The organism is uncultured Shimia sp., from assembly GCF_947493595.1.
Lineage (GTDB): Bacteria > Pseudomonadota > Alphaproteobacteria > Rhodobacterales > Rhodobacteraceae > Shimia.
In genome coordinates, this window is sequence record NZ_CANLRL010000014.1 from 1 (window position 1) to 20400 (window position 20400).

16 protein-coding genes and 2 tRNA genes are annotated in these 20400 nt (G+C 58.3%); 8 read left to right on the plus strand and 10 right to left on the minus strand.

The genetic code is table 11. From position 1 onward, the window contains the following. Positions 1-93: 93 nt before the first annotated feature. Positions 94-825, minus strand: a complete 732-nt coding sequence (locus Q0955_RS20355; protein WP_299428587.1) for an STAS/SEC14 domain-containing protein — start codon at positions 823-825, stop codon at positions 94-96. 241 nt (positions 826-1066) lie between these two features. Here Q0955_RS20355 and Q0955_RS20360 point away from each other — a divergent pair, with 241 nt between their 5' ends. The 7 genes from Q0955_RS20360 to Q0955_RS20390 all read left to right on the plus strand — a co-directional run bounded on the left by Q0955_RS20360 (position 1067) and on the right by Q0955_RS20390 (position 9564). Continuing rightward, the gene (locus tag Q0955_RS20360) at positions 1067-2623 is read left to right on the plus strand and encodes an ABC transporter substrate-binding protein (RefSeq protein ID WP_299428699.1); all 1557 of its coding nucleotides are present in this window, start codon (positions 1067-1069) and stop codon (positions 2621-2623) included. Between the two features lie 112 nt (positions 2624-2735). Further along, entirely contained in the window at positions 2736-3716 is a 981-nt protein-coding gene (locus Q0955_RS20365) for an ABC transporter permease (protein WP_299428590.1), read from the plus strand. Further along, entirely contained in the window at positions 3716-4657 is a 942-nt protein-coding gene (locus Q0955_RS20370; protein WP_299428593.1) for an ABC transporter permease, read from the plus strand. Before Q0955_RS20365 ends, Q0955_RS20370 begins: the two co-directional genes overlap by 1 nt. Beyond that, on the plus strand, positions 4657-6375 hold the full coding sequence (locus Q0955_RS20375) for an ABC transporter ATP-binding protein (protein WP_299428595.1): 1719 nt from the start codon (positions 4657-4659) through the stop codon (positions 6373-6375). Before Q0955_RS20370 ends, Q0955_RS20375 begins: the two co-directional genes overlap by 1 nt. A gap of 115 nt (positions 6376-6490) precedes the next feature. Next, positions 6491-6991, plus strand: a complete 501-nt coding sequence (locus tag Q0955_RS20380) for a TrmO family methyltransferase (RefSeq protein ID WP_299428598.1) — start codon at positions 6491-6493, stop codon at positions 6989-6991. Between the two features lie 526 nt (positions 6992-7517). Beyond that, entirely contained in the window at positions 7518-8006 is a 489-nt protein-coding gene (locus tag Q0955_RS20385; RefSeq protein WP_299428601.1) for an Lrp/AsnC family transcriptional regulator, read from the plus strand. An 82-nt stretch (positions 8007-8088) separates the two neighbouring features. Continuing rightward, positions 8089-9564 (plus strand): NAD-dependent succinate-semialdehyde dehydrogenase, encoded by a 1476-nt coding sequence (locus tag Q0955_RS20390; RefSeq protein WP_299428604.1) that lies wholly within the window; start codon positions 8089-8091, stop codon positions 9562-9564. 145 nt (positions 9565-9709) lie between these two features. Here Q0955_RS20390 and Q0955_RS20395 read toward each other — a convergent pair. The 7 genes from Q0955_RS20395 to Q0955_RS20425 all read right to left on the minus strand — a co-directional run bounded on the left by Q0955_RS20395 (position 9710) and on the right by Q0955_RS20425 (position 17191). After that, positions 9710-9784, minus strand: a tRNA-Glu gene (locus tag Q0955_RS20395). 45 nt (positions 9785-9829) lie between these two features. Continuing rightward, a tRNA-Glu gene (locus Q0955_RS20400) sits at positions 9830-9904 on the minus strand. A gap of 159 nt (positions 9905-10063) precedes the next feature. Next, entirely contained in the window at positions 10064-11809 is a 1746-nt protein-coding gene (gene recJ, locus Q0955_RS20405; protein WP_299428607.1) for a single-stranded-DNA-specific exonuclease RecJ, read from the minus strand. Positions 11810-11897: 88 nt separating this feature from the next. Continuing rightward, the gene (glpX, locus tag Q0955_RS20410; RefSeq protein ID WP_299428610.1) at positions 11898-12872 is read right to left on the minus strand and encodes a class II fructose-bisphosphatase; all 975 of its coding nucleotides are present in this window, start codon (positions 12870-12872) and stop codon (positions 11898-11900) included. Positions 12873-12967: 95 nt separating this feature from the next. Continuing rightward, positions 12968-15337 (minus strand): VCBS domain-containing protein, encoded by a 2370-nt coding sequence (locus tag Q0955_RS20415; protein WP_299428613.1) that lies wholly within the window; start codon positions 15335-15337, stop codon positions 12968-12970. A gap of 224 nt (positions 15338-15561) precedes the next feature. Beyond that, complete coding sequence (locus Q0955_RS20420; RefSeq protein ID WP_299428616.1) at positions 15562-16860, minus strand: homoserine dehydrogenase; 1299 nt, start codon at positions 16858-16860, stop codon at positions 15562-15564. A 94-nt stretch (positions 16861-16954) separates the two neighbouring features. Next, the gene (locus Q0955_RS20425; RefSeq protein WP_299428619.1) at positions 16955-17191 is read right to left on the minus strand and encodes a hypothetical protein; all 237 of its coding nucleotides are present in this window, start codon (positions 17189-17191) and stop codon (positions 16955-16957) included. A 127-nt stretch (positions 17192-17318) separates the two neighbouring features. On the opposite strand from Q0955_RS20425, the gene Q0955_RS20430 reads away from it, so the two are divergent. Continuing rightward, complete coding sequence (locus Q0955_RS20430) at positions 17319-17906, plus strand: TetR/AcrR family transcriptional regulator (protein WP_299428622.1); 588 nt, start codon at positions 17319-17321, stop codon at positions 17904-17906. Here the strand turns inward: Q0955_RS20430 and Q0955_RS20435 are convergent. Continuing rightward, on the minus strand, positions 17903-19198 hold the full coding sequence (locus tag Q0955_RS20435) for an MFS transporter (protein ID WP_299428625.1): 1296 nt from the start codon (positions 19196-19198) through the stop codon (positions 17903-17905). The two genes, Q0955_RS20430 and Q0955_RS20435, sit on opposite strands and share 4 nt — an antisense overlap. Before the next feature lie 124 nt (positions 19199-19322). Further along, positions 19323-20234, minus strand: a complete 912-nt coding sequence (locus tag Q0955_RS20440; protein ID WP_299428628.1) for a pirin family protein — start codon at positions 20232-20234, stop codon at positions 19323-19325. Between the last annotated feature and the right edge of the window lie 166 nt (positions 20235-20400).

The window sequence follows — 20400 nt, forward strand, 5'->3', positions numbered from 1 at the left end:
ATCGTTGAGTAATTACGCCTAGCGTAATTCAGACGACAGACTACGAAAAGGCCGCCCATTGGGCGGCCTTTTTGCTTGGAGCATGCGAGGGATTTATGCGCCCGCCTGCACCCAGGCCACGGCCTTGTCAAAGTCATCTGCGCCAAAATGCTGTGCATTCACACCGAAGGCGTGTTTGCCCACTTTGGACGCCATGTTTTGCCAGCCGGCATCACCCACGATGGCCGCACGCGTCAATTGATTCACATGCGCGCTCGCGAGGGCAAAATGATCCCGCAAAGCCCCCAATCCTTGCCAGCCGTCAAATTCCCGCAGGTCAATCACCAAGCCAAACTGACTTTTGCCCGCCAGAAGATTGTCGAGGTCTTCGGATTTGCCTTCGTAGATCTCGCTGTCGAGTTTGCCCATCAGGCGCACGCAGACGGTGCTGTCATCCACCGCGTCGATCTGGATAGATCCCAGGCTTTCGCGCAACCATCGACGGGCGTCCTCGGCCTCTGACAGGCCAAAAAGCGCCACCGGGCAGGGCATCAGCACGCCAAATACCGAAATCAGCCGTTTCATGGTGGCATCGTCCGTGGCAATGGCACAGCGGTCAAAACCACGCCAATGTTTGAACCCCATGCGGCTGTCCTGCCACATCGCTCCGGCTGTAAAATCGCCAGGGCCGCCGTCCAATTTCACCAAGAGACGGATGTTCTCTGACTGCTCAATGGCGTGGTCGATCGCGGGCGTCAGTACGTCGGTGTAGTCGCTTTCGGTTATGGGGGCGGTCATATGGACCTCGAGAAATCCCGGCCCACCTGCTTCAATCACTTCAATCATGTCATCACCTCAAAACAATCGGTGTCTTCATGGTTGCACATGGTGCACTGACAGCCCAACAAAACTTTGTCAGTTTGGTCTGATGTGCAAACCGGTGGAGAAAATCGTTTCAAAGAAATGGCTTAACTTGTTCACAAAAAAGTGTGCTGATCTTGCTTTTGCGACCCGCATGGAGTGACACTGTTCTATGCACCCGCGCCATCGTCGCGGATTGAAGAACAGGGGAATAGTCATGAGACACATGTTAAGCGCGGCCGTCTTGGCCGCTGTTTGTGCTGCACCTGTCGCAGCCGAAGATTTCAAATGGGCGGGCACAACCGATCCACAAACCATGGATCCACATGCGGTGAACTCTGCGCCGGTTCTGGGGTTCCTAAACAACGTCTATGAAGGCCTTGTGCGTCGGGGCAAAGACATGTCCATCGAGCCTGCTCTGGCGACAAGCTGGGAACCCATTGGCAACGGGGAGGGCTGGCGCTTCCATCTGCGTGAAGGCGTGACCTTCCACGATGGCAGCAGCTTTGATGCCGAGGATGTGCTGTTTTCTTACGACCGCGCGTCCAACGAAGTGTCTGATACACGCAGCTGGTTTTCGCCGGTGTCCGAGGTCAAAATGGTCGACAGCAAGACCATCGACATTCTGACCAAAGCTCCAAACCCAATTTTCCCCGACAGCATTGCCAACTGGATGATCGTGGACAAGGGCTGGGCCGAGGCCAACAACGCCGCGCTGCCGGACAAAGAAAACGGCAACTACGCCACGCTGAATGCCAACGGCACGGGTGCGTTTATGGTGACGGAACGTGAGCCGGGCCTGCGTACACAGCTCAAGCCATTTGACGGCTGGTGGGACGACGCCACGCACAACATCACAACAGCAGAGTTTACCCCGATCCAGAACCCGGCAACCGCCGTGGCAGCATTGCTGTCGGGCGAAGTGGACATGATCAATCCGGTGCCGATTCAGGATGCCGCGCGTCTGCAAGGTCAAGAGGGCATACAGGTCATTCAGGGCATTGAGGCTCGCGTGATTATGCTGGGTTTTGCCCAAGAATCTGACGTGCTGAAATACGGCGCGGATGCCGGCAAGCCAAACCCATTCAAGGACGCGCGTGTGCGTGAGGCTGTGTCCAAAGCGGTGAACGTGGACGCGATCTTGAAAACTATCATGCGTGGCAATGCCGAACCAGCGAGCCAGATGGTCAGCCCGGCGATGCGCGGTTATTCCGCGGCCAATATGGACCGTCCAGCCTATGACGTGGACGGCGCCAAAGCGCTGCTGGCTGAAGCTGGCTATGCTGACGGTTTTTCTTTTGGCCTAAAGTGCCCAAACAACCGCTACCTGAACGATGAAGCGGTGTGCCAGGCTGTGACCGCGATGCTTGCAAAAGTAGGGATTGATGCCCAGCTGGACGCGATGCCGGTGTCGAACTACTGGCCAGAGCTGCGTGCGGATAACTTCGACATGTATCTGCTGGGCTGGTCCCCGGGCACCTTTGACGCAGAGCACCCAATCCGCTTCCTGGCGCATACACCAAACTCCGAGAAGAAACTCGGCAGCTGGAACTTTGGCGGTTACTCCAACGCCAAGATCGACGAGATGTTGCCGATGATCCAATCGGAGATCGACGACGGCAAACGCCAGATGATGCTCGACGAATCCGCCGCGATTCTGCAGGCGGAAACAGCCTATGTGCCGATGTACGTACAACCTCTGGTTTGGGGAACACGGGACAACGTCACTTTGACACAGCGCCCGGATAATTTCTTTATCCTCCGGTGGGTGAACGTGCAATAATACTGCCTAAAAATGAGGCAGCGGGCAATGTTCGCTGCCTTGTGCGCTGCACTTGACCTGCGCCCTTTGAGAGCGCAAGGCTCGCGCCAATAAAAAATAAAGGGACGCAGTGATGCTGACGTATGTCTTGAAAAGAGTACTACAGTCCGCGTTGGTTCTTCTGGTCGTAGGCCTTGTGGCCTTCAGCATGTTTCGGTTTGTCGGGGATCCGATCGACAACATGCTTGGTCAGGAACGCACCGATGCTGACATCGCCCGCCTACGGGCGGACCTCGGGCTGGATCAGCCCTTTCCCGTGCAATACTACAAGTTTCTTGAAAACGCCGTGCAGGGCGATTTTGGCGTAAGCTTCCGCCAAGGCCGCCCGGTGGCGGAAATCCTTGTGGAACGCGCGCCTGCAACGCTGGAATTGGCGGCTGTCAGTGGCTTCCTGGCGATCAGTATTGGCATCGGGCTTGGGGTGTTCACCGCCATTCGCAAGGATGGCTTTCTGGCCAATATGATCATGTCAGTCTCCCTCATAGGGGTGTCCCTGCCTACCTTCCTCATAGGTATCTTATTGATCTACCTATTCTCTGTGGAGCTGGGATGGCTCCCCTCCTTTGGACGCGGGGAGGTCACCCATATTGGGTGGTGGAGCACGGGGCTGTTGACCTCATCAGGGCTTAAAGCCTTGATCCTGCCGTCTATCACACTGGGGCTCTATCAGATGACCCTGATTATGCGGCTTGTCCGCTCTGAGATGCTCGAAGTGTTGCGGCAGGACTATGTCCGCTTTGCCCGCGCCCGTGGTCTGAAAGAGCGCACAGTGAACTTCCGCCACGCCTTGAAGAACACGCTGGTGCCGGTGATTACCGTAACTGGCTTGCAGCTTGGCTCGATCATCGCTTTTGCGATCATCACGGAGACCGTGTTCCAGTGGCCCGGTGTTGGCCTGCTGTTCATCAACGCCATCCAGTTTGTCGACATCCCGGTGATGGCCGCCTACCTGATGCTGATCTCGGTGATGTTTGTTGGCATCAACCTGATTGTCGACCTGCTGTATTTCGCAATTGATCCGCGCCTGCGCACGGATGGGAAGGGGGCGCACTGATGTCTGACCAAACTTCAACCGCTCCGCAGTCGCGCCTAGCGAAGGCTTTGGACAGCGATTTTGTCTACAACTTCCGCCGGTCTCCGGTGGCGATTGTGTCGTTCCTTGTGGTGATGCTTTTGGTGCTCAGCTCCGTCTTTGCGCCGCTGATCGCGCCTCACAATCCGTTTGACCCAAGCTCACTGGATCTGATGAACGGTTTCACCGCGCCGATGGCGCCCAATGACTTCACCGGTGATGTCTTTTGGCTGGGCACAGATGACCAAGGTCGCGACGTGTTCTCCACCATCCTCTACGGCATGCGTGTGTCACTGTTTGTCGGCTTTGCCGCTGTGAGCTTCGCCATGGTGCTGGGCATCACATTGGGCCTCGTGGCCGGCTACGTAGGTGGCTGGGTGGAAACCATCATCATGCGGGCGGCGGATGTACAGCTGACCTTCCCAGCCATTCTGGTGGCGATGTTGATTTTCGGGATTGCCAAAGGCGTCATCCCAATTCAGCACCACGATCAGATGGCTATTTGGGTGCTGATCGTGGCGATTGGTCTGTCTGACTGGGTGCAATTTGCCCGCGTGGTGCGAGGTGCAACCTTGGTGGAGAAAGACAAAGAGTACGTGCAGGCCGCACGTATGATTGGCCGTGGCCGCGGCATCATCATGCTGCGTCATATCCTGCCAAACGTGCTCTCGCCGGTGTTGGTCATCGCGACCATCTCTTTGGCGCTGGCGATCATCGCAGAGGCAACGCTGTCGTTCCTCGGTGTGGGCGCGCCACCCACCCAACCCTCACTGGGCACCTTGATCCGTATTGGTCAGGGCTACCTGTTCTCTGGCGAATGGTGGATCATCCTGTTCCCATCCGTCACGCTTTTGGCCCTTGCGCTGTCTGTGAACCTGTTGGGTGACTGGCTGCGCGATGCATTGAACCCGAGGTTGCAGTGATGAGCGATACAGTCCTAGATATCGAGGGCCTCTCGGTCCATTTCCCAACCCGCCGCAAGCTTTTTGTGGCGGTCAACAAAGCCAATCTCGCAGTGGAGCCAGGGGAAATCCACGGTCTTGTGGGGGAATCCGGCGCGGGTAAATCCACCATCGGCGCCGCCGTGATGGGCTTGCTGGAACGCCCCGGCCATATCGCCGAAGGCTCCGTGAGCTTTAAAGGCGAGCACATCAACGGGCGCGATGCGGATGGCATGCGGGCGCTGCGGGGCGCGAAGATCTCTATGATCTTCCAAGACCCGCTGACCTCGCTTAACCCGCTTCTGACCGTTGGCCAGCAGTTGGTGGAAACCATCCAATTCCACCTCAAGCTTTCTGAGGCAGACAGCAAAAAGCGCGCGATCGAGCTTTTGGATAGGGTTGGCATTCCCAACCCCTCTGAGCGGATTGATCAATACCCACACCAGTTCTCTGGCGGTATGCGCCAGCGGGTGGTGATTGCGCTTGCGTTGTGTTCCGAACCGGATGTGATCATTGCGGATGAGCCGACCACCGCGCTTGACGTGTCGATCCAGGCGCAGATCCTTGAGTTGATCAAGGAACTGGCGCGGGAGCGTCAGACTGGCGTGATCCTGATCACCCACGACATGGGTGTGATCGCGGACACCACCGATAAGGTGACCGTGATGTATCAGGGGCAAGTGGTGGAAAGTGGCACAACAGAACAGGTGCTTGGCGCGCCGGAACATGAGTATACCAAGTCGCTCATTGCCGCTGTGCCACGTCCAACTCTGAAAGTGCACCGTTTCCCGCAGCTGTCTTATGGCGGCCGTCAGATTGCGTTCCACATCGACGATCTGGCCCGTAATTGGGAACGTCCGGAACCCACCAAGTCCGGCACGTTGCTGAAGGTTGAAGGACTGACCAAGACCTTTTTGGCCCGCAATGCGATCATTCCCTCGCGGCGCAAATATTTCACCGCGGCGGATAAGGTCAGTTTTGACATTCGCGAAGGTGAAGTCTTTGGCATCGTTGGGGAAAGTGGGTCTGGCAAGTCGACCGTCGCGCGCATGATTGCGACGCTCTATCAGACCAACGGTGGTAAGATCTTCTTTGATGATGAAGAGATCACGCAACTGAAAACTGCCAAGGATCTGGAGAGCTATCGCCGCCAGATCCAGATGATCTTCCAGGACCCGTTCTCCAGCCTCAACCCGCGTATGCGTGTGGATGAGATCATCGCGGAACCGGTGAAGCACCATAAGCTGCTGGAAGGCGCCGCCATTCAGCACCGCGTGGATGAGCTTCTGGAACGTGTGGGGCTGGGCTCTGAAGCCGGGCGCAAGTACCCGCATGAGTTCTCCGGCGGTCAGCGTCAGCGGATCTCGATTGCGCGGGCTTTGGCCACACAGCCGCGCTTCCTGATTTGTGATGAGCCTACCTCGGCGCTCGACGTGTCCATTCAGGCGCAGATTTTGAACATCCTCAAGGATCTTCAGGAACATCTGGGGCTGACCATGCTGTTCATCAGCCACGACCTGCCGGTGGTGCGCCAGATGTGTGACCGTGTTGGCGTGATGCGTCAGGGGCAAATGGTGGAGGTGGCGGACACCGAAACACTGTTTGCTGCGCCCAAAGAGGCCTACACGCGGGAACTTTTGAGCTTGATGCCCAAGCTTGAGGGTCTCTCCACCGAAGGTCTCGAAGACGAGATTGTATAATCAGAAGACGCCGCTCTAAGGAGCGGCGTTTTTCATTTGAGGGTGCGACCAAGCAGATGCTGGTATCACTGTGGGGCTGCTGGCAGAGTGTCCGTGATATCCAAGGGACCCCGTCATGACAGTGCGCACAACAACCGCTATCCCAGAACAACGCGATGGCGAAGACCGCCTGACTTTCGATCCAATGGAACGCATAGATGCGCAGCTGCGGTTTATCGGAAAGATTGAAACCCCGTGGCGACGTGGTGATTGTCCCAAAAATGTGACCCGCGCGCGGGAAACAGGGCAGGGTGCCCGCGTCATCTTGGAGCCGGGTTTTGCAAAAGGCCTAACCGGTCTGGACGTGGGGCAGGGGATTTTGCTGTTTTATTGGATGCATCGGGCGCGGCGCGATCTGATCACGCAACGACCCCGTCATCGTGACACGGCAAGTGGTACTTTTGCACTGCGCTCCCCCAACCGGGTGAACCCAATTTCATTGGCGGCGGTGCGCATCACGTCCCTTGATTTGGAAGCGGGGATTATCGGCATCGACGCCATAGATTGTTTCGACGGGACACCTTTGCTGGACATCAAGCCCAGTGCGCCGGCAGTGGATGTCCCGCCGGAGCTGTGAGTGACTGTTGTTAGCGTGCCAGAAAACGGGGACGGATTGGCGCGGTATGCGGCCAAATCCGGCGGTTTTTGTTGCCCGAAGCTTTTGGCTTCACAGCAAAATCCTCATCGCCGCAGGCTGCGACTATGAAGGCACCGGTACGATTCGCCCGACGCGCTGGAGGGCGCACGTCTTGCGATGGACTGCGTGGTAGCACCCAGACTGACAAATGTGTTTTTGTCATTGATCCCATTCCCTTACGAACCGCGCCTAGAAGAGAGAATCGATTGAGACAGGAGCGGTGATAACGACACAGGAAAACCGTAGTTCGAATTGGTTAATGAAGAGTCAGTGGTTAAGCGCAGCTTTGCAAAAGTCAGATTTTTTGGGATTTTTGCCCGCAGTGTTGACGCGCGACATGATTGGGCTTGCCGATGGCAATTGTGGCCTGATAACGCTGTCTGGCTATGACTTTGACCTCGCGATCATATGACATGGGCCTGCGCCCGGATGTGTTCTCCGCCATGTTTGAGGCGTGGGCGTAGCCATGAAACTGGACGATCGCGATATTCAAATCCTGTCTGTGTTGACGCGTGAAGGCCGCATCACCAAAGCGGCTTTGGCAGATAAAATTGGCCTCTCTCCAACCCCTTGCTGGGACCGGTTGAAAAAGTTGGAAAAGGCCGGGCTGATCGAAGGCTACGGTGCGCGCATCAACCTAAAAAAACTTGCCCCCAGCGTCACCGTGTTTGTCTCTGCTGAAATCGCCGATCACACTGCGGCCAGCTTTCGGGCTTTTGAAGCCGCGATGCAGCGTTATGACGAAGTGGTTGCCTGCTGGGCGCTTGGGGGCGGATTTGACTATCTGCTGCAAATTGTCACCAGCGATATTGATGCCTATCAGCGCTTGATCGACGAAATGCTCGATGCCCGCATCGGCCTGTCACGCTATTTTACCTACATTGTGACCAAGCCGGTGAAAGAGCACGGCGCGCCGCCGTTTGATATTCTGCTGGGCGCTTCTGAGGACAGCTAAATCTTCTGTAATCGGCTAGAACTTCGGACAAATCCTCTGTCTGCTTACGGCATTTTCTCCTCAACTAGAGGAGACACCCCCCATGACGCAAACCGCGCTTTCCGCTCGTGCAGACATCACCAACAAGGCCCTTGTGCGGTCCTTTTCCTACATCAACGGCAAATGGCAGGCCGCCAAAGACGGCGACAGTTTTGCCGTGACCAATCCGGCAGACGGCACACATTTGGGGGGCGTGGCGGCGATGTCCGCCGAGGAATCCTCAGCTGCGGTGGATGCGGCCCAGGCGGCTTTTCCCGCTTGGGCGGACCTCTTGCCACAAGAGCGCGCGGCCATTTTGCGCCGGTGGTTTGAGCTGCAACTGGAGCACAAAGAAGATCTTGCCCGTATCATGGTGCTGGAACAGGGCAAACCGATCTCCGAAGCCCGCGGCGAGATCGACTATGGCGCGGCGTTTGTCGAGTTCTACTCGGAAGAGGCCAAACGTCCCAACATCGAGGGGGTTACCAGTCACCTGCCGGATGCTGAGGTGGAGCTGTGGCGCGAACCGGTGGGGGTCGCCGCGCTGATCACCCCCTGGAACTTCCCCTCTGCCATGCTGACCCGCAAAGCCGCCGCCGCGTTGGCGGCTGGCTGCACAGTGGTGGCGCATCCCTCCGGCGAAACCCCGTATAGCGCCCTGGCGCTGGCGGAACTCGCCGAGCGTGCCGGTATTCCGGCGGGCGTGTTCAACGTGGTCACCGGCATTGCCCCCACTGTGGTCGAGCCCTGGACCCGCGACACCCGCGTGCGCGCGCTGTCCTTCACCGGCTCCACCGAGGTTGGCAAACTGCTCTATCGCCAATCCGCCAGCACGGTAAAACGGCTTGTCATGGAACTGGGTGGCCACGCGCCGGTGATCGTCTTCAAAGGCGCGGATCTGGACGTGGCGGTTGAAGAAACCATCAAAGCCAAATTTGCCACCTCCGGTCAGGACTGCCTTGGCGCCAACCGCATTTTTGTGGAGCGCGACATCTACCCGTCCTTCTGTGAAAAGTTTGTTGCCGCCACCAAGGCGTTGAGCGTTGGTGTGGGCATGGACGATCCCGACATTGGCCCGCTCATGAATGAAAAAGCGGTGCAAAAGCAGGAAGAGCATGTGGCGGATGCACTTGCCAAAGGCGCAACGCTGGCCTGTGGCGGCAATCGTCATGCGCTGGGCACGCTGTTCTTTGAACCCACCGTGCTGACCGATGTGCCGGCAGAGGCACAGATCATGGCGGAAGAGACCTTTGGTCCCGTGGCCCCGATTACCCCGTTTGACAGCGAAGAAGAGGTTGTCGCCCGCGCCAATGAGACCGAATATGGGTTGGTGGCCTATGTGCACAGCCAGGACCCGCGTCGCATTTACCGTCTGAGCCGGGCGTTGCAATACGGGATGGTGGCGGTGAACCGCACCAAGGTGACCGGGGCTCCGATTCCCTTTGGTGGCACCAAGCAATCCGGTCTGGGGCGTGAGGGCGCGCGCATGGGCATGGAAGAGTTCACCGAGATCAAATACGTCTGCCGCGACTGGGGCTGATGCCCTCAGGTCTGAGGTTCTGGCGCGCGCATCCCTTTGGATGGGCGCGCCTTTCTTTTGCAGCGGATTCGTGAAGGCGTGCCAAACGTCACGCCACATCACAGGCGTGCTGTTGGAAGAACTTCAATGTGATTGATGGTAAAAGTGGCATCCCGTAGGGGAATCGAACCCCTCTTTCCAGGTTGAAAACCTGGCGTCCTAACCGATAGACGAACGGGACGCTCTTTTGGGCGCGTCAGAGGTCAGAAACCCCGTACCCCGCTTCTGGCATCCCGTAGGGGAATCGAACCCCTCTTTCCAGGTTGAAAACCTGGCGTCCTAACCGATAGACGAACGGGACGCGCTGAAGCGTGAGGCGTATCTAGTGAAACCACGGGGTGGGCGCAAGTGGAAATTTGCGCGACTTCCGGAAAATTTTTGGCACCGCGGCGGGGGCGTTGCCCCCATCGCAGCGGGGCTGCGATTCCCCCAGGATATTTAGGGTCAAATGAAGTTCGGCTCAGGTCCGCGCGGCGTCTTCAAGGCGCAGCTGCACCGATTGGCGACCGCCCCAGGTGTTGATTTCCAACCGCCCAGCCAAGTGGAAACGCGCGCCGCCGTGCGATTCGAGCGCGGGGCCTAGTGGCGTGTCGTAAGCCCCAAACGCAATGGCATCGATGCGCGCGCCAAAGCCGTCGCCAAAGGTCAGTTTTAGATGGCTGTCGCCGACCCGTTTTGTGAAACGGATTTCCACATCCGGAAAGGCAAACCGTGGTGCCGCAGCGCCGGCCCCAAACGGCCCCGCTTTGTCGATGTCATTGATCAGGTCCACCGTTGCGCCGGTGGGCATCAGCAGGCTGTCGAGTTTGAGGTCTGCGGGGCCGGCGTCACCCGCGCCTTGTTTGGCCAGCAATTCAGACAGGCGTTCCATGGCAGGTTCCAGCTGATCTCGCGCGACGCTGAGGCCGGCGGCCATTTTGTGTCCGCCGCCTTTGATCAACAGGCCCTCCGCGGCAAGTTTCTGAATGCTTGCGCCCAGATCAACACCGGAAATAGAGCGGCCCGAGCCCTTACCCTCGCCATCCTCAAGGCCAATCACCACAGCCGGTCGGTTGGTCGCTTCTTTTAAGCGGGAGGCGACAATGCCAACCACGCCGGGGTGCCAGCCTTCTCCCGCCGCCCAGACCAGAGGCGCGTCCAAGCCGCGTTCTTCGGCCTGCGCTATTGCTGCGGCGCGCACGGACGCCTCAATGTCGCGCCGCTCAGTGTTGAGTTCGTCCAAGCGTGCCGCCATGGCCTGGGCTTCCTGAGGGCTGTCAGTGGACAGAAGGCGCGCGCCCAGATCGGCCTGGCCAATTCGCCCGCCAGCATTGACCCGTGGTCCCAGAAGGAAACCGAGATGATAGCTGTTGGGGGCAGAATCCATGCGGCTCACATCAGACAAGGCAACCACACCGGGGCGCTCCCGGCGTGCCATTACTTTGAGGCCTTGGCGCACCAATGCGCGGTTGACGCCAATCAGGGGCGCCACATCGGCCACGGTGCCTAGCGCCACCAGATCCAGCATGGACATCAGGTCTGGCCCACGTGTGCCATCCGCTTCACGCATTTGCCGGTTGGCTTCCACCAGCATCAAAAACACCACAGAGGCGGCGCAGAGATGCGCGAGATCGCCACTTTCGTCCTGCCGGTTGGGATTCACCACCGCCACACAATTGGGCAGGGTCTCCCCGCCTAAGTGGTGGTCCAGCACCACCACATCCGCGCCTTCGGCCGCCGCAATAGGCCCGTGGCTTAAAGTGCCGCAATCAACACAGACGATCAGGTCATGGGCTTTGGCCAGTTCCGCCATGGCCGTCTCATTGGGGCCGTAGCCTTCATCAATCCGGTCCGGGACATAGAGCGTGGCTTGCAGGTTCATCTGGCGCAACCAGGTGATCAGAAGGGCAGCGGAGGTGCCGCCATCCACGTCATAGTCGGCAAAGACCGCGATGCGTTGGCGCGCCTTGACCGCCTGCAAAAATCGCCCTGCGGCGGTCTCCATGTCTTTGATGCTACGCGGATCTGGCAACAGATCTACCAGCTTTGGCTCCAGAAAGCTGTTCGCTTCGCCAGCACTCACACCACGCCGTGCCAGCACCGCACAGAGCGCAGGGGGCAAAGCGGTGTCCTGCGCCAGTTGCTCCGCCGCACGGGTGGTTTCCACATCCGGCCCCACCCAGCGCCGTCCGGTCAGGCTTTCGGAAACACCAAGGAAGTCAGTCATGTCAGAGCCTTCGTCTTATGAAAAAGCCCGCCAAAAGGCGGGCCATCGGGGCACGTTGGCCCAAATCAAACAAGAATGTCTGCGGTGATCAAGAGGTTTGATCCACTGGCGCACGGTAGGTCATGCGGCGTACGGAACCGGACTTGGAGCGCATCAAAAGCGTCTCGGTTTCGATCCAGCCCGGGGTGCGTTTGATCGCGGGCAAGAGCGAGCCGCCGGTCACGCCGGTTGCGGCAAAAATCACGTCCTGCGTCACCATCTCGTCACGGGAGTAGATCCGATCCAGATCGGTGATGCCGGTTTTTGCGGCACGGGCGCGTTCGTCGTCATTGCGGAACACCAGACGGCCCCACATTTGGCCCCCCATGCATTTCAATGCTGCCGCTGCCAGAACACCTTCAGGGGCGCCGCCACGGCCCATATACATGTCGATGCCGGTCTCTTCCGCTTCGGCACAGTGCATCACACCAGCAACGTCCCCATCGGTGATCAGGCGGATCGAGGCGCCGGTGGCGCGCACTTCGGCAATCATCTCTTCGTGGCGCGGGCGCTCAAGAATACACAGGGTGATGTCAGAGGTGTCACAGCCTTTGGCTTTGGCCAATGCCTCAACGCGCTCTTTGGGGCTCATTTCCAACGACACCACGTTTTCCGGGTATCCTGGACCAATGGCCAGTTTGTCCATGTAGGTGTCTGGCGCGTGCAACATGGAGCCGCGTGGGCCCATGGCAATCACGGTCAGCGCGTTTGGCATGTCTTTGGCGGTCAGCGTGGTGCCTTCCAGAGGGTCCAGCGCAATGTCCACGCCTGGGCCGTTGCCGTTGCCGACTTCCTCACCGATATAGAGCATTGGCGCTTCGTCGCGTTCACCTTCCCCAATGACCACCACGCCTGCGATGTCCAAAAGGTTGAGCTGTTCCCGCATCGCATTTACCGCAGCTTGGTCAGCGGCTTTTTCGTCTCCGTTGCCAATCAAGGCAGCGGACGCAATGGCAGCCTGTTCCGCAACGCGGGCGAGGCCAAGGGACAACATGCGATCGTGAAATTCCGGCTTCAGCGACATGAAATAAATCCTTTTGAACACGTTTAAGTCCGCAATAGCGCAGGCCTAACCCCGGCGCAACCTGAGGTCGCCGGGGTTTTGGGTCAAAACAGAGATCAAACGAAGATGGTCACATCATCCATGACAAATTGGTCGCCCAACAGTGGAATTGGCAGCGGGGCGCCGCCACTGGTGGTGAAGACCACACGATCCACCGCGTCAAAAATGATGTCGTCAAACGCGACAAACATTGGTCCGGTGGTGGACAGAACAAAGCTTTCCGACCCGAGGCTGGTGAAAACCTCGATGAATTCAAACACGCCCGGGCTGGTTTCGACGTTCTGGAACGACTGATCAAAGGCTTCGACAGTCAGCGTCATGCCTTCCCTCAAGGCCGAAGTGATCTGTGCGCTTTCAAAATCAAAGGTGTCGACAAAGTCGCCGTCCAAGGTGACGCCGGAACCGCCGGCCACCACCATGGTGCCGCTGGTCGCGCCGTTGGCGACACCTGTGTCCAGCTGACCGCCCCCACGATCTGGACTGAGCTCTCCAAACACGGTCGAGTCGAAGGTGGCCCAACCTGACGACCATTGTACCCCGCCGGCGGTACCTTCAAAGGAAGTCGCATGCAGCTGGCCCTCGAAATCCAGCGTCGAAGGCGCTGGCGGCTCGGGATCTCCCCCGTCGCTGCCGCCATCTCCGGTGTCTGGGTCGACGTCGTCGGCGCCATTGATTGTGATCGAAATGCTGGTGGTGTCACGCGCACCGCTGGGATCGGTTACAGCGACGAGGAAGGTGTCCACCCGCGTGTCACCTCCATTGAGGTTTTGCACCAACTCACTGTCATTGTTGAGCGCGTAGCTCCAAGTTCCGTCCGGGTTGACTGTCAAAGTGCCAAAGCCGCTGGTGTCGCTGCCCAGAGCCACATAACTCAACGTGTCGTTGGTATCCAATTCCGTGACAGTGATGCTGCCCGAAGCAGTGAGCACGTCATCTTCGGTCACCTCACCAACGTCATAGACCGTTCCGGTGATAACGGGCGCATCATTGGCGCCGTTGACGTCTATGGAAATGGTTGCTGTGTCAAAACCTCCCTTGCCGTCGCTGACAAGAACGTCAAAGGTTTCGGTCTCGGTTTGCCCTTCCGCCAAGGCTTGAACCGCCGCTGAAGTGTTGTCCAGAACATAGCTCCATGTGCCGTCGTTGGGATCAAGCGCCAAGGTGCCATAGGTGCCAGTGCTGCTGCCAACTACGTTATAGGTTAGCGTGTCGTTTTTATCGGCATCGCTGGCCACAACCGCTCCTGACGCGTTTTGCACAGCGCCGTCCTCAGACACGGTGTCATTGTCGTAGGTGACATCGCTGACAACAGGGGCGTCGTTTGTGCCGTAAATCGTGAGTGAGATGTTGACGGAATCGGTGCCGCCATTGCCGTCGCTGACGTCCACGGAAATGGTCTCTGACAGGCTTTCGCCAACGCCCAGTTCCTGCACCGCGATTGAGGCATTGTTTAGGGCATAGGTCCACGCGCCGGAGTTTGGATCAATCGCAAAAGTACCGTAAGCGCCTGCAGCACCCGTGAAAGTAAGGACATCGCTGAGGTCCGGGTCTGAAGCGGACACAACCCCATTCGCCGCGGTCACGGTGTCTTCATAAAGATCGCCAATGTCATTGGTGACGCCGGTGATTGTGGGGGCGTCATTGGTGCCTGCCACGGTGACGTCAAGTGTTTGGGTTGTGAGATTGCCTTGGCCGTCGTCTATCACAATGGTGATGGTTGCGGTGTCGTATTCACCCACCGCGAGGTAGTTAAATGCGGTGGTGGGATCAAAACTGTAGCTGTAACTGGCGCCAATACCCATGCCTTGGGACAGAGGGCTGCTACCAATCAATGTCAAGTCGCCGGATGACGCTGAAACACTTGATACGGTGACGGTGCCGCCATCAAAATCATAGGCGTCGAAGGAGATCACAATGGGGGTGTCTTCATTTGTGGCGGCATCGTCGCCTAAAACCAACGCGCCATTGTCGCCGCGAATGTCGAATGTGTAGTCGTCAAACTGAAGAAACTCGACGCCAAGCAGCGTGTCTATGGCGGTGTCTCCATCCGAGCCATCGATGTCTTTTACATAGAACTTGCTAAACCAGCCGTGTTCCCAGGAATAGCCGAAGACAGAGCCAGCATAGGCTGCGGTGTCTGCGCCACCCCCCCCGAAGATTTGGTCATATCCTTCACCGCCGGACATGGTGTCATTTCCGGATCCACCAAAAATTTTGTCGTTGCCACGGCCGCCAGAAATGTCGTCGTTGCCTCGGCCACCAAAGAGATAGTCGTCTCGGTTGCCTCCAAACAGACTGTCATTGCCAGAGAGACCAATGATTTTTCCTGGCAGGTTGTTGTCTTTCAGCGTGAGGACATCATCTTTCTGCGTGCCGATCACGATCGGTTTGTTGAACCAATCTAGCCACGAGTTAAACCTTGGCATGGCGTTCTCCCCCCAAAAGGACTTTTTGACAAAAGCTAAGCGGATCGCAAACGTTACGACCAAATCGTGCAATTTTCCGTGGCAGATCAAACTGTTAAAAACATGTCGATCTCTAGGGCGCACCGAAGCAAGAATCGTCAACCCACTGCCACTCGTTAGAGTGTAGCGTGGTTTGGTAATAATTCAAAATTTACTATATTTGACGGTATTGCGCGCTTTGGCGATCACACCGCTTCGATGCGTAACGCCACGGGGTCAGCTGCCATCACACCGGTTTCCCGCATCGCAACCACAGCTGCGTCAAGGTCGGCGCGCTGGGTTTTATGGGTCACGATCAACACCGGCGCATGAGCATCGTCGTGGCGGGTCTGGCGCATGCGGTCGATGCTGATGCCGTTGTCTCCCAGCGCAGTGGCAATCTTGGCCATGGCACCTGGACGGTCCTCAAGTGCAAGGCGCAGGTAATAAGGCGCCGGCGAGTTGGACTGTGCCGATTTGGCTGTGGTCAGCATCTCTGCCGGAACACCAAAGGTCGATAGGCGGAAGCCACGCGCGATGTCACAGACGTCTCCCATAACGGCACTGGCTGTTGGGCCTTCGCCCGCACCGGGGCCACGCAGCACAACCTGCTCCACAGCGTCGCCTTCAATCACCACCATATTGGTGCCGCCCTGAAGCTGGCCCAATGGGCTGTCTGCAGGCACCAAGCAGGGCGACATGCGCTGTTCCAGTCCGCGGCCAGTCATCTGGGTCACACCCAATAGCTTGATCTTGAAGCCCAGTTCCGCCGCTTGGTTGATATCCTCAATGGAAATGCGCTGAATGCCTTCCAGCTCCACGCCGTCAAAATCCACTTTGGTGCCAAAGGCGATGGAGGACAGCAGGGACAGCTTGTGACCGGCGTCGATGCCACCCACGTCGAGATTTGGATCCGCTTCGAGATAGCCCAGCGCATCGGCTTCGGCAAAAACTTCATCATAGGGCAGGCCCGCATCCTGCATCCGGGTCAGGATGTAGTTGCAGGTGCCGTTCATCACGCCCATGACGCGGGTGATGTCATTGCCGGCCAGCCCCTCGGTCAGCGCTTTGATCACCGGAATACCACCGGCCACAGCCGCTTCAAACCGGATCACGGCGCCTTTGGCTTCGGCGGTTTCTGCCAGTGCCTGACCGTGATGCGCCAGCAGTGCCTTGTTGGCGGTGACTACGTCTTTGCCCAATGCCAACGCGGCTTCAATGGCGTCTTTGGCCGCGCCGTCTTCGCCGCCCATCAGCTCCACAAACACGTCCACATCGTCGCGTTTTGCCAACGCAACCGGATCGTCTTCCCAGGCATAACCCGCCAGCGACACGCCGCGGTCTTTATCCTTGGAGCGGGCGCTCACTGCACTGATCTCGATCGGGCGGCCTGTGCGGGCGGCCAGTACGTTGGCTTTCTGGCGGATGATTTTCACAACACCCACGCCCACGGTGCCCAAGCCGGCAATCCCAAGGCGAAGCGGAGTAGGCTGGGAAGTGGTCATGATGGGCTACCTCTATGCAGGAGAGTTGATTTTGTCACTTTGCCGTTTAGCCGCTCTTTGGGTGCTGTGCAACGCGCGGCGTGATCGGCAAGCGCTAAAGATTCTTGGCGCGGTTTTGAAGCCGCGCGCCGCGGGCTTCCAGCTCGGCCTCGCTGTTTTCTGTCAAGCGGCCTTTTGGCGCTTTGGGCAGCGCATTTTGCGGCAGGATGTCGGGGTAGGGGGCTGCTTCCAATGCCGGATCGCTGGTGGCGTCCATGCCCGGGGTTTCCCCACAGGCCGTCAGCGCCCACAATGGCAATAGGGCAAAAGCAAAGGGGCGAACAGGCAACATCTCAGGGTCCGTTTTGGCTTCCCCGCTTTATGACCTATGGCTGTGGGGCCACACAAGCCGTGATCGTACGACGGCAATCATTCCATGCGGGCTTTTAAACGAACGCGTGTTCAGATAATTGTAGGCCATGGCACGAACCCAAGGCTCTCATTCCGGCATCACCGGCCCGCGCGTCCGCGATGCGGCGCTCAAACTCTTTGCTCAGCACGGCTACGCCGCCGTCTCCATGCGACAGATCGCACGGGAAGTGGGGGTACAGGCCGGAGCGCTCTATAACTACACGCCGGACAAGCAGAGCCTGCTGTTTGATTTGATGCAGACCCATATGACCGAGCTTCTGGCCGCACGCGGAGAGTTGCCAGACGGGGGCACTCCGACTGAAGCGCTGGAAAACTTCACTCGTCTGCACCTGCGGTTTCACTCTGAACGGCCCGATGAAGTCTTCATCGCCTATATGGAACTGCGCAACCTGACGCCGGAAAACTTCGCTAAAATCGAGGAACTCCGCCGGTCCTATGAGGACGGGTTGGAAGCCATCCTGCGCGCGGGCATCGACAGTGGTGACTTCGAGGTCAGCGATCCCAAGATTGCTACCATGGCGGTGATTGCCATGCTCACCGGGGTGAACACCTGGTTCCGCGAAGGAGGACGTCTGTCTCTCGCTGAGGTCGAGCAGATTTACTGGGACATGGTGCGCAAGGCAGTGGGCGTTTAGATCGCCACCTCGGCATGGTCCCGCGCTGTGCCGCGCCACAAAAATCCTGCCACCAGAAGCCGTAACCCGCATGGCACGGCGGCAAAGAACAGCAGCAGGACGCCCATGGTCTCCGGCGCGCTGCCGGCGTCGCGGTCAAATCCGGCCCAGCCCAACACCGGAAACGCCACGCCCATCAGCGCGACAAACGCCATTTTTGAGGCCACGTTCTTGAGCGCCAGATAACTCGCCGCCTGCGAATGCCCCTGCCGCTGTTCTTCCACCGCCACAATGTCGGCCAGCAAAGAGGTCGGCATCACGCCGTCACAGGTCATACAGGCCCCCAGCCCAAAGCTGATCATCAAGACCAGCACCGTATCGCCTGCGCCTACCAAATAGGCTGCCAACACCACCGGACAGCACAGCACGATCGCGGTGATCCAGCTCTGCCGCTTGCCAATCTTCTTGGACAGGATCACCCAGACCGGCACAAACAGGGCGGTTGCCAGCAGCAGCGCCAGAAACATCGGCCCCACCAGATCCGGCGCCTGCAGCACATGGGTGGCAAACAGCACAAACAGGCCCACGGTCATGGCATTGGCGGCCTGTACCGCAAAAAACGCCAGCATCAATCCGCGAAACGCGCGATTTTTCATGCAGTCCAACCAGGTCCTCCAGAGGTTGGGCCGCGCCTGTGCCGGGGGGCGGGTTTGGCGTGGCGTTTGCCACCAAAACAGCGCCAAAGCGATTGGCATCAGCGCAACAAAGATCACGGCTGTCATCTGCAACGACATCCCCATCTGCCCGGCAAACACCGCAGAGGCCACCGAGGCCAGCATAGCGCCGATAATCTGAAACATGCCTTTTGTGCCCGCGATCACAGAACGCTCGTGCGCGTTGGGGGAAATCTCCAACCCAATGCTGGAGTAGGGCACGTCAAAGACGGTCAGAAACAGCAGATAGCCGGAGGTGACGGAAAAAAGGTAGAGCGCGCCGACCCCGTTCGGCGGGGACAGCAGCAGCCAGACAAAAAGCAATAAGCCGGGAAACCCCATCATCATCCAGGGCACACGCGGCCCCCAACGGCTCTGGGTGCGGTCGCTCAAGGCCCCGACCAGCGGATCGGTCATGACGTCAAAGGCGCGTCCAAACAGGAACACCGCCCCCACCGTGGCCAGTCCCACGCCCAGATCAACCGCATAGAATGTCGGGACGAAACTGACGACGGCAAAGTTCACCATCGCCAAAGGCGCCGACAACAAGCTGAAGCACAGCAGCTGCCAACTGGTCATCACCCGTGGTGACGTCTCCATCGCTTCCCCCTCCGTTTTCCTCCACCTTGCATGACCTTAGTTCGCAAAACGCCTTTGTGGGGATGATTTTTTGGCGGAAGCCAAAGGCTGGCGGCCGAAGGTGCCCCTCCCACCGCCAGCGTGTTTAATGCGCCGGTTTTATGAACGTGCCGTTGCGCAACTCAGCAAAGGCCTGTTGCAGCTCTTGCTGCGTGTTCATCACAATCGGCCCGTGCCAGGCCACCGGCTCCTGGATCGGTTGCCCGGAAATCAGCAGAAAGCGCACGCCTTCTTCCCCGGCTTGCACCGTGACCTCATCGCCATTGCCAAAACGAATAAGCGTGCGATCCCCGCTCATGTCGCGGATGTTCAGCTCTTCGCCTGCCACCTCTTTCTCAAGCAGGATACCGGTCGGCTGGCTGGCATCGGCAAAGGCCGCGTCACCCTCAAACACATAGGCAAAGGCACGGCGTCGCGTGTCGATGGGAAAGGTCTTTTTCACCCCTGCCGGCATGGTCACGTCTAGAAACATCGGATCGGCGGCAATGCCATCCACCGGCCCGGTTTTGCCCCAGAAACTGCCAATGACGATCCGCACTTTGGTGCCGTCATCATCAATGATCTCCGGAATTTCCTTGGCCTCGACGTCCTGATAGCGCGGGTCCGTCATTTTCAAATCACGCGGCAGGTTGGCCCACAATTGGAAGCCATGGTTCACCCCGTTGGCGTCGGCCGTCGGCATTTCCTGGTGCAAAATCCCGCTGCCTGCGGTCATCCACTGCACATCGCCGGACGTCAGATTGCCGGTGTTACCAAGGCTGTCCTGATGCTCCACCGCGCCATCAATGACGTAGGTGATGGTCTCGATCCCGCGATGGGGATGCCAGGGGAAGCCCTTCTCATACATCCGGGGATCATCATTGCGGAAGTGATCCATCATCAAAAACGGATCAAGCTCCTTTGGGTCCTGAAACCCGAACACCCGATGCAAATGCACGCCAGCGCCTTCCATTGCGGCAATGGCCTTGCGTGTCTCCAAGACTGGTCTGATCGACATGGCATGTCTCCTTTCGCCTTCCAAGATAGGGCGACAGTCGCGCCCCGACCATTGGCAGCCTCGCAATAAAACTGTGCGCCACTGCACAGATGGGCGGTGATCCGTCACAGAGCTGTGAACCTTCGCGACGTCACGGCATTCCAAACGCAGGCTTTTGAAATCTCGA

Bases quoted from the DNA above. Each gene is read 5' to 3' on its own strand.
- Q0955_RS20365 (WP_299428590.1), top strand. From the start codon at position 2,736: ATGCTGACGTATGTCTTGAAAAGAGTACTACAGTCCGCGTTGGTTCTT.
- Q0955_RS20375 (WP_299428595.1), top strand. From the start codon at position 4,657: ATGAGCGATACAGTCCTAGATATCGAGGGCCTCTCGGTCCATTTCCCA.
- glpX (WP_299428610.1), bottom strand. From the start codon at position 12,872: ATGTCGCTGAAGCCGGAATTTCACGATCGCATGTTGTCCCTTGGCCTC.
- Q0955_RS20390 (WP_299428604.1), top strand. From the start codon at position 8,089: ATGACGCAAACCGCGCTTTCCGCTCGTGCAGACATCACCAACAAGGCC.
- Q0955_RS20355 (WP_299428587.1), bottom strand. From the start codon at position 825: ATGATTGAAGTGATTGAAGCAGGTGGGCCGGGATTTCTCGAGGTCCAT.
- Q0955_RS20435 (WP_299428625.1), bottom strand. From the start codon at position 19,198: ATGGAGACGTCACCACGGGTGATGACCAGTTGGCAGCTGCTGTGCTTC.
- Q0955_RS20420 (WP_299428616.1), bottom strand. From the start codon at position 16,860: ATGACCACTTCCCAGCCTACTCCGCTTCGCCTTGGGATTGCCGGCTTG.
- Q0955_RS20415 (WP_299428613.1), bottom strand. From the start codon at position 15,337: ATGCCAAGGTTTAACTCGTGGCTAGATTGGTTCAACAAACCGATCGTG.
- Q0955_RS20360 (WP_299428699.1), top strand. From the start codon at position 1,067: ATGTTAAGCGCGGCCGTCTTGGCCGCTGTTTGTGCTGCACCTGTCGCA.
- Q0955_RS20430 (WP_299428622.1), top strand. From the start codon at position 17,319: ATGGCACGAACCCAAGGCTCTCATTCCGGCATCACCGGCCCGCGCGTC.
- Q0955_RS20380 (WP_299428598.1), top strand. From the start codon at position 6,491: ATGACAGTGCGCACAACAACCGCTATCCCAGAACAACGCGATGGCGAA.
- Q0955_RS20385 (WP_299428601.1), top strand. From the start codon at position 7,518: ATGAAACTGGACGATCGCGATATTCAAATCCTGTCTGTGTTGACGCGT.
- Q0955_RS20370 (WP_299428593.1), top strand. From the start codon at position 3,716: ATGTCTGACCAAACTTCAACCGCTCCGCAGTCGCGCCTAGCGAAGGCT.
- recJ (WP_299428607.1), bottom strand. From the start codon at position 11,809: ATGACTGACTTCCTTGGTGTTTCCGAAAGCCTGACCGGACGGCGCTGG.
- Q0955_RS20440 (WP_299428628.1), bottom strand. From the start codon at position 20,234: ATGTCGATCAGACCAGTCTTGGAGACACGCAAGGCCATTGCCGCAATG.
- Q0955_RS20425 (WP_299428619.1), bottom strand. From the start codon at position 17,191: ATGTTGCCTGTTCGCCCCTTTGCTTTTGCCCTATTGCCATTGTGGGCG.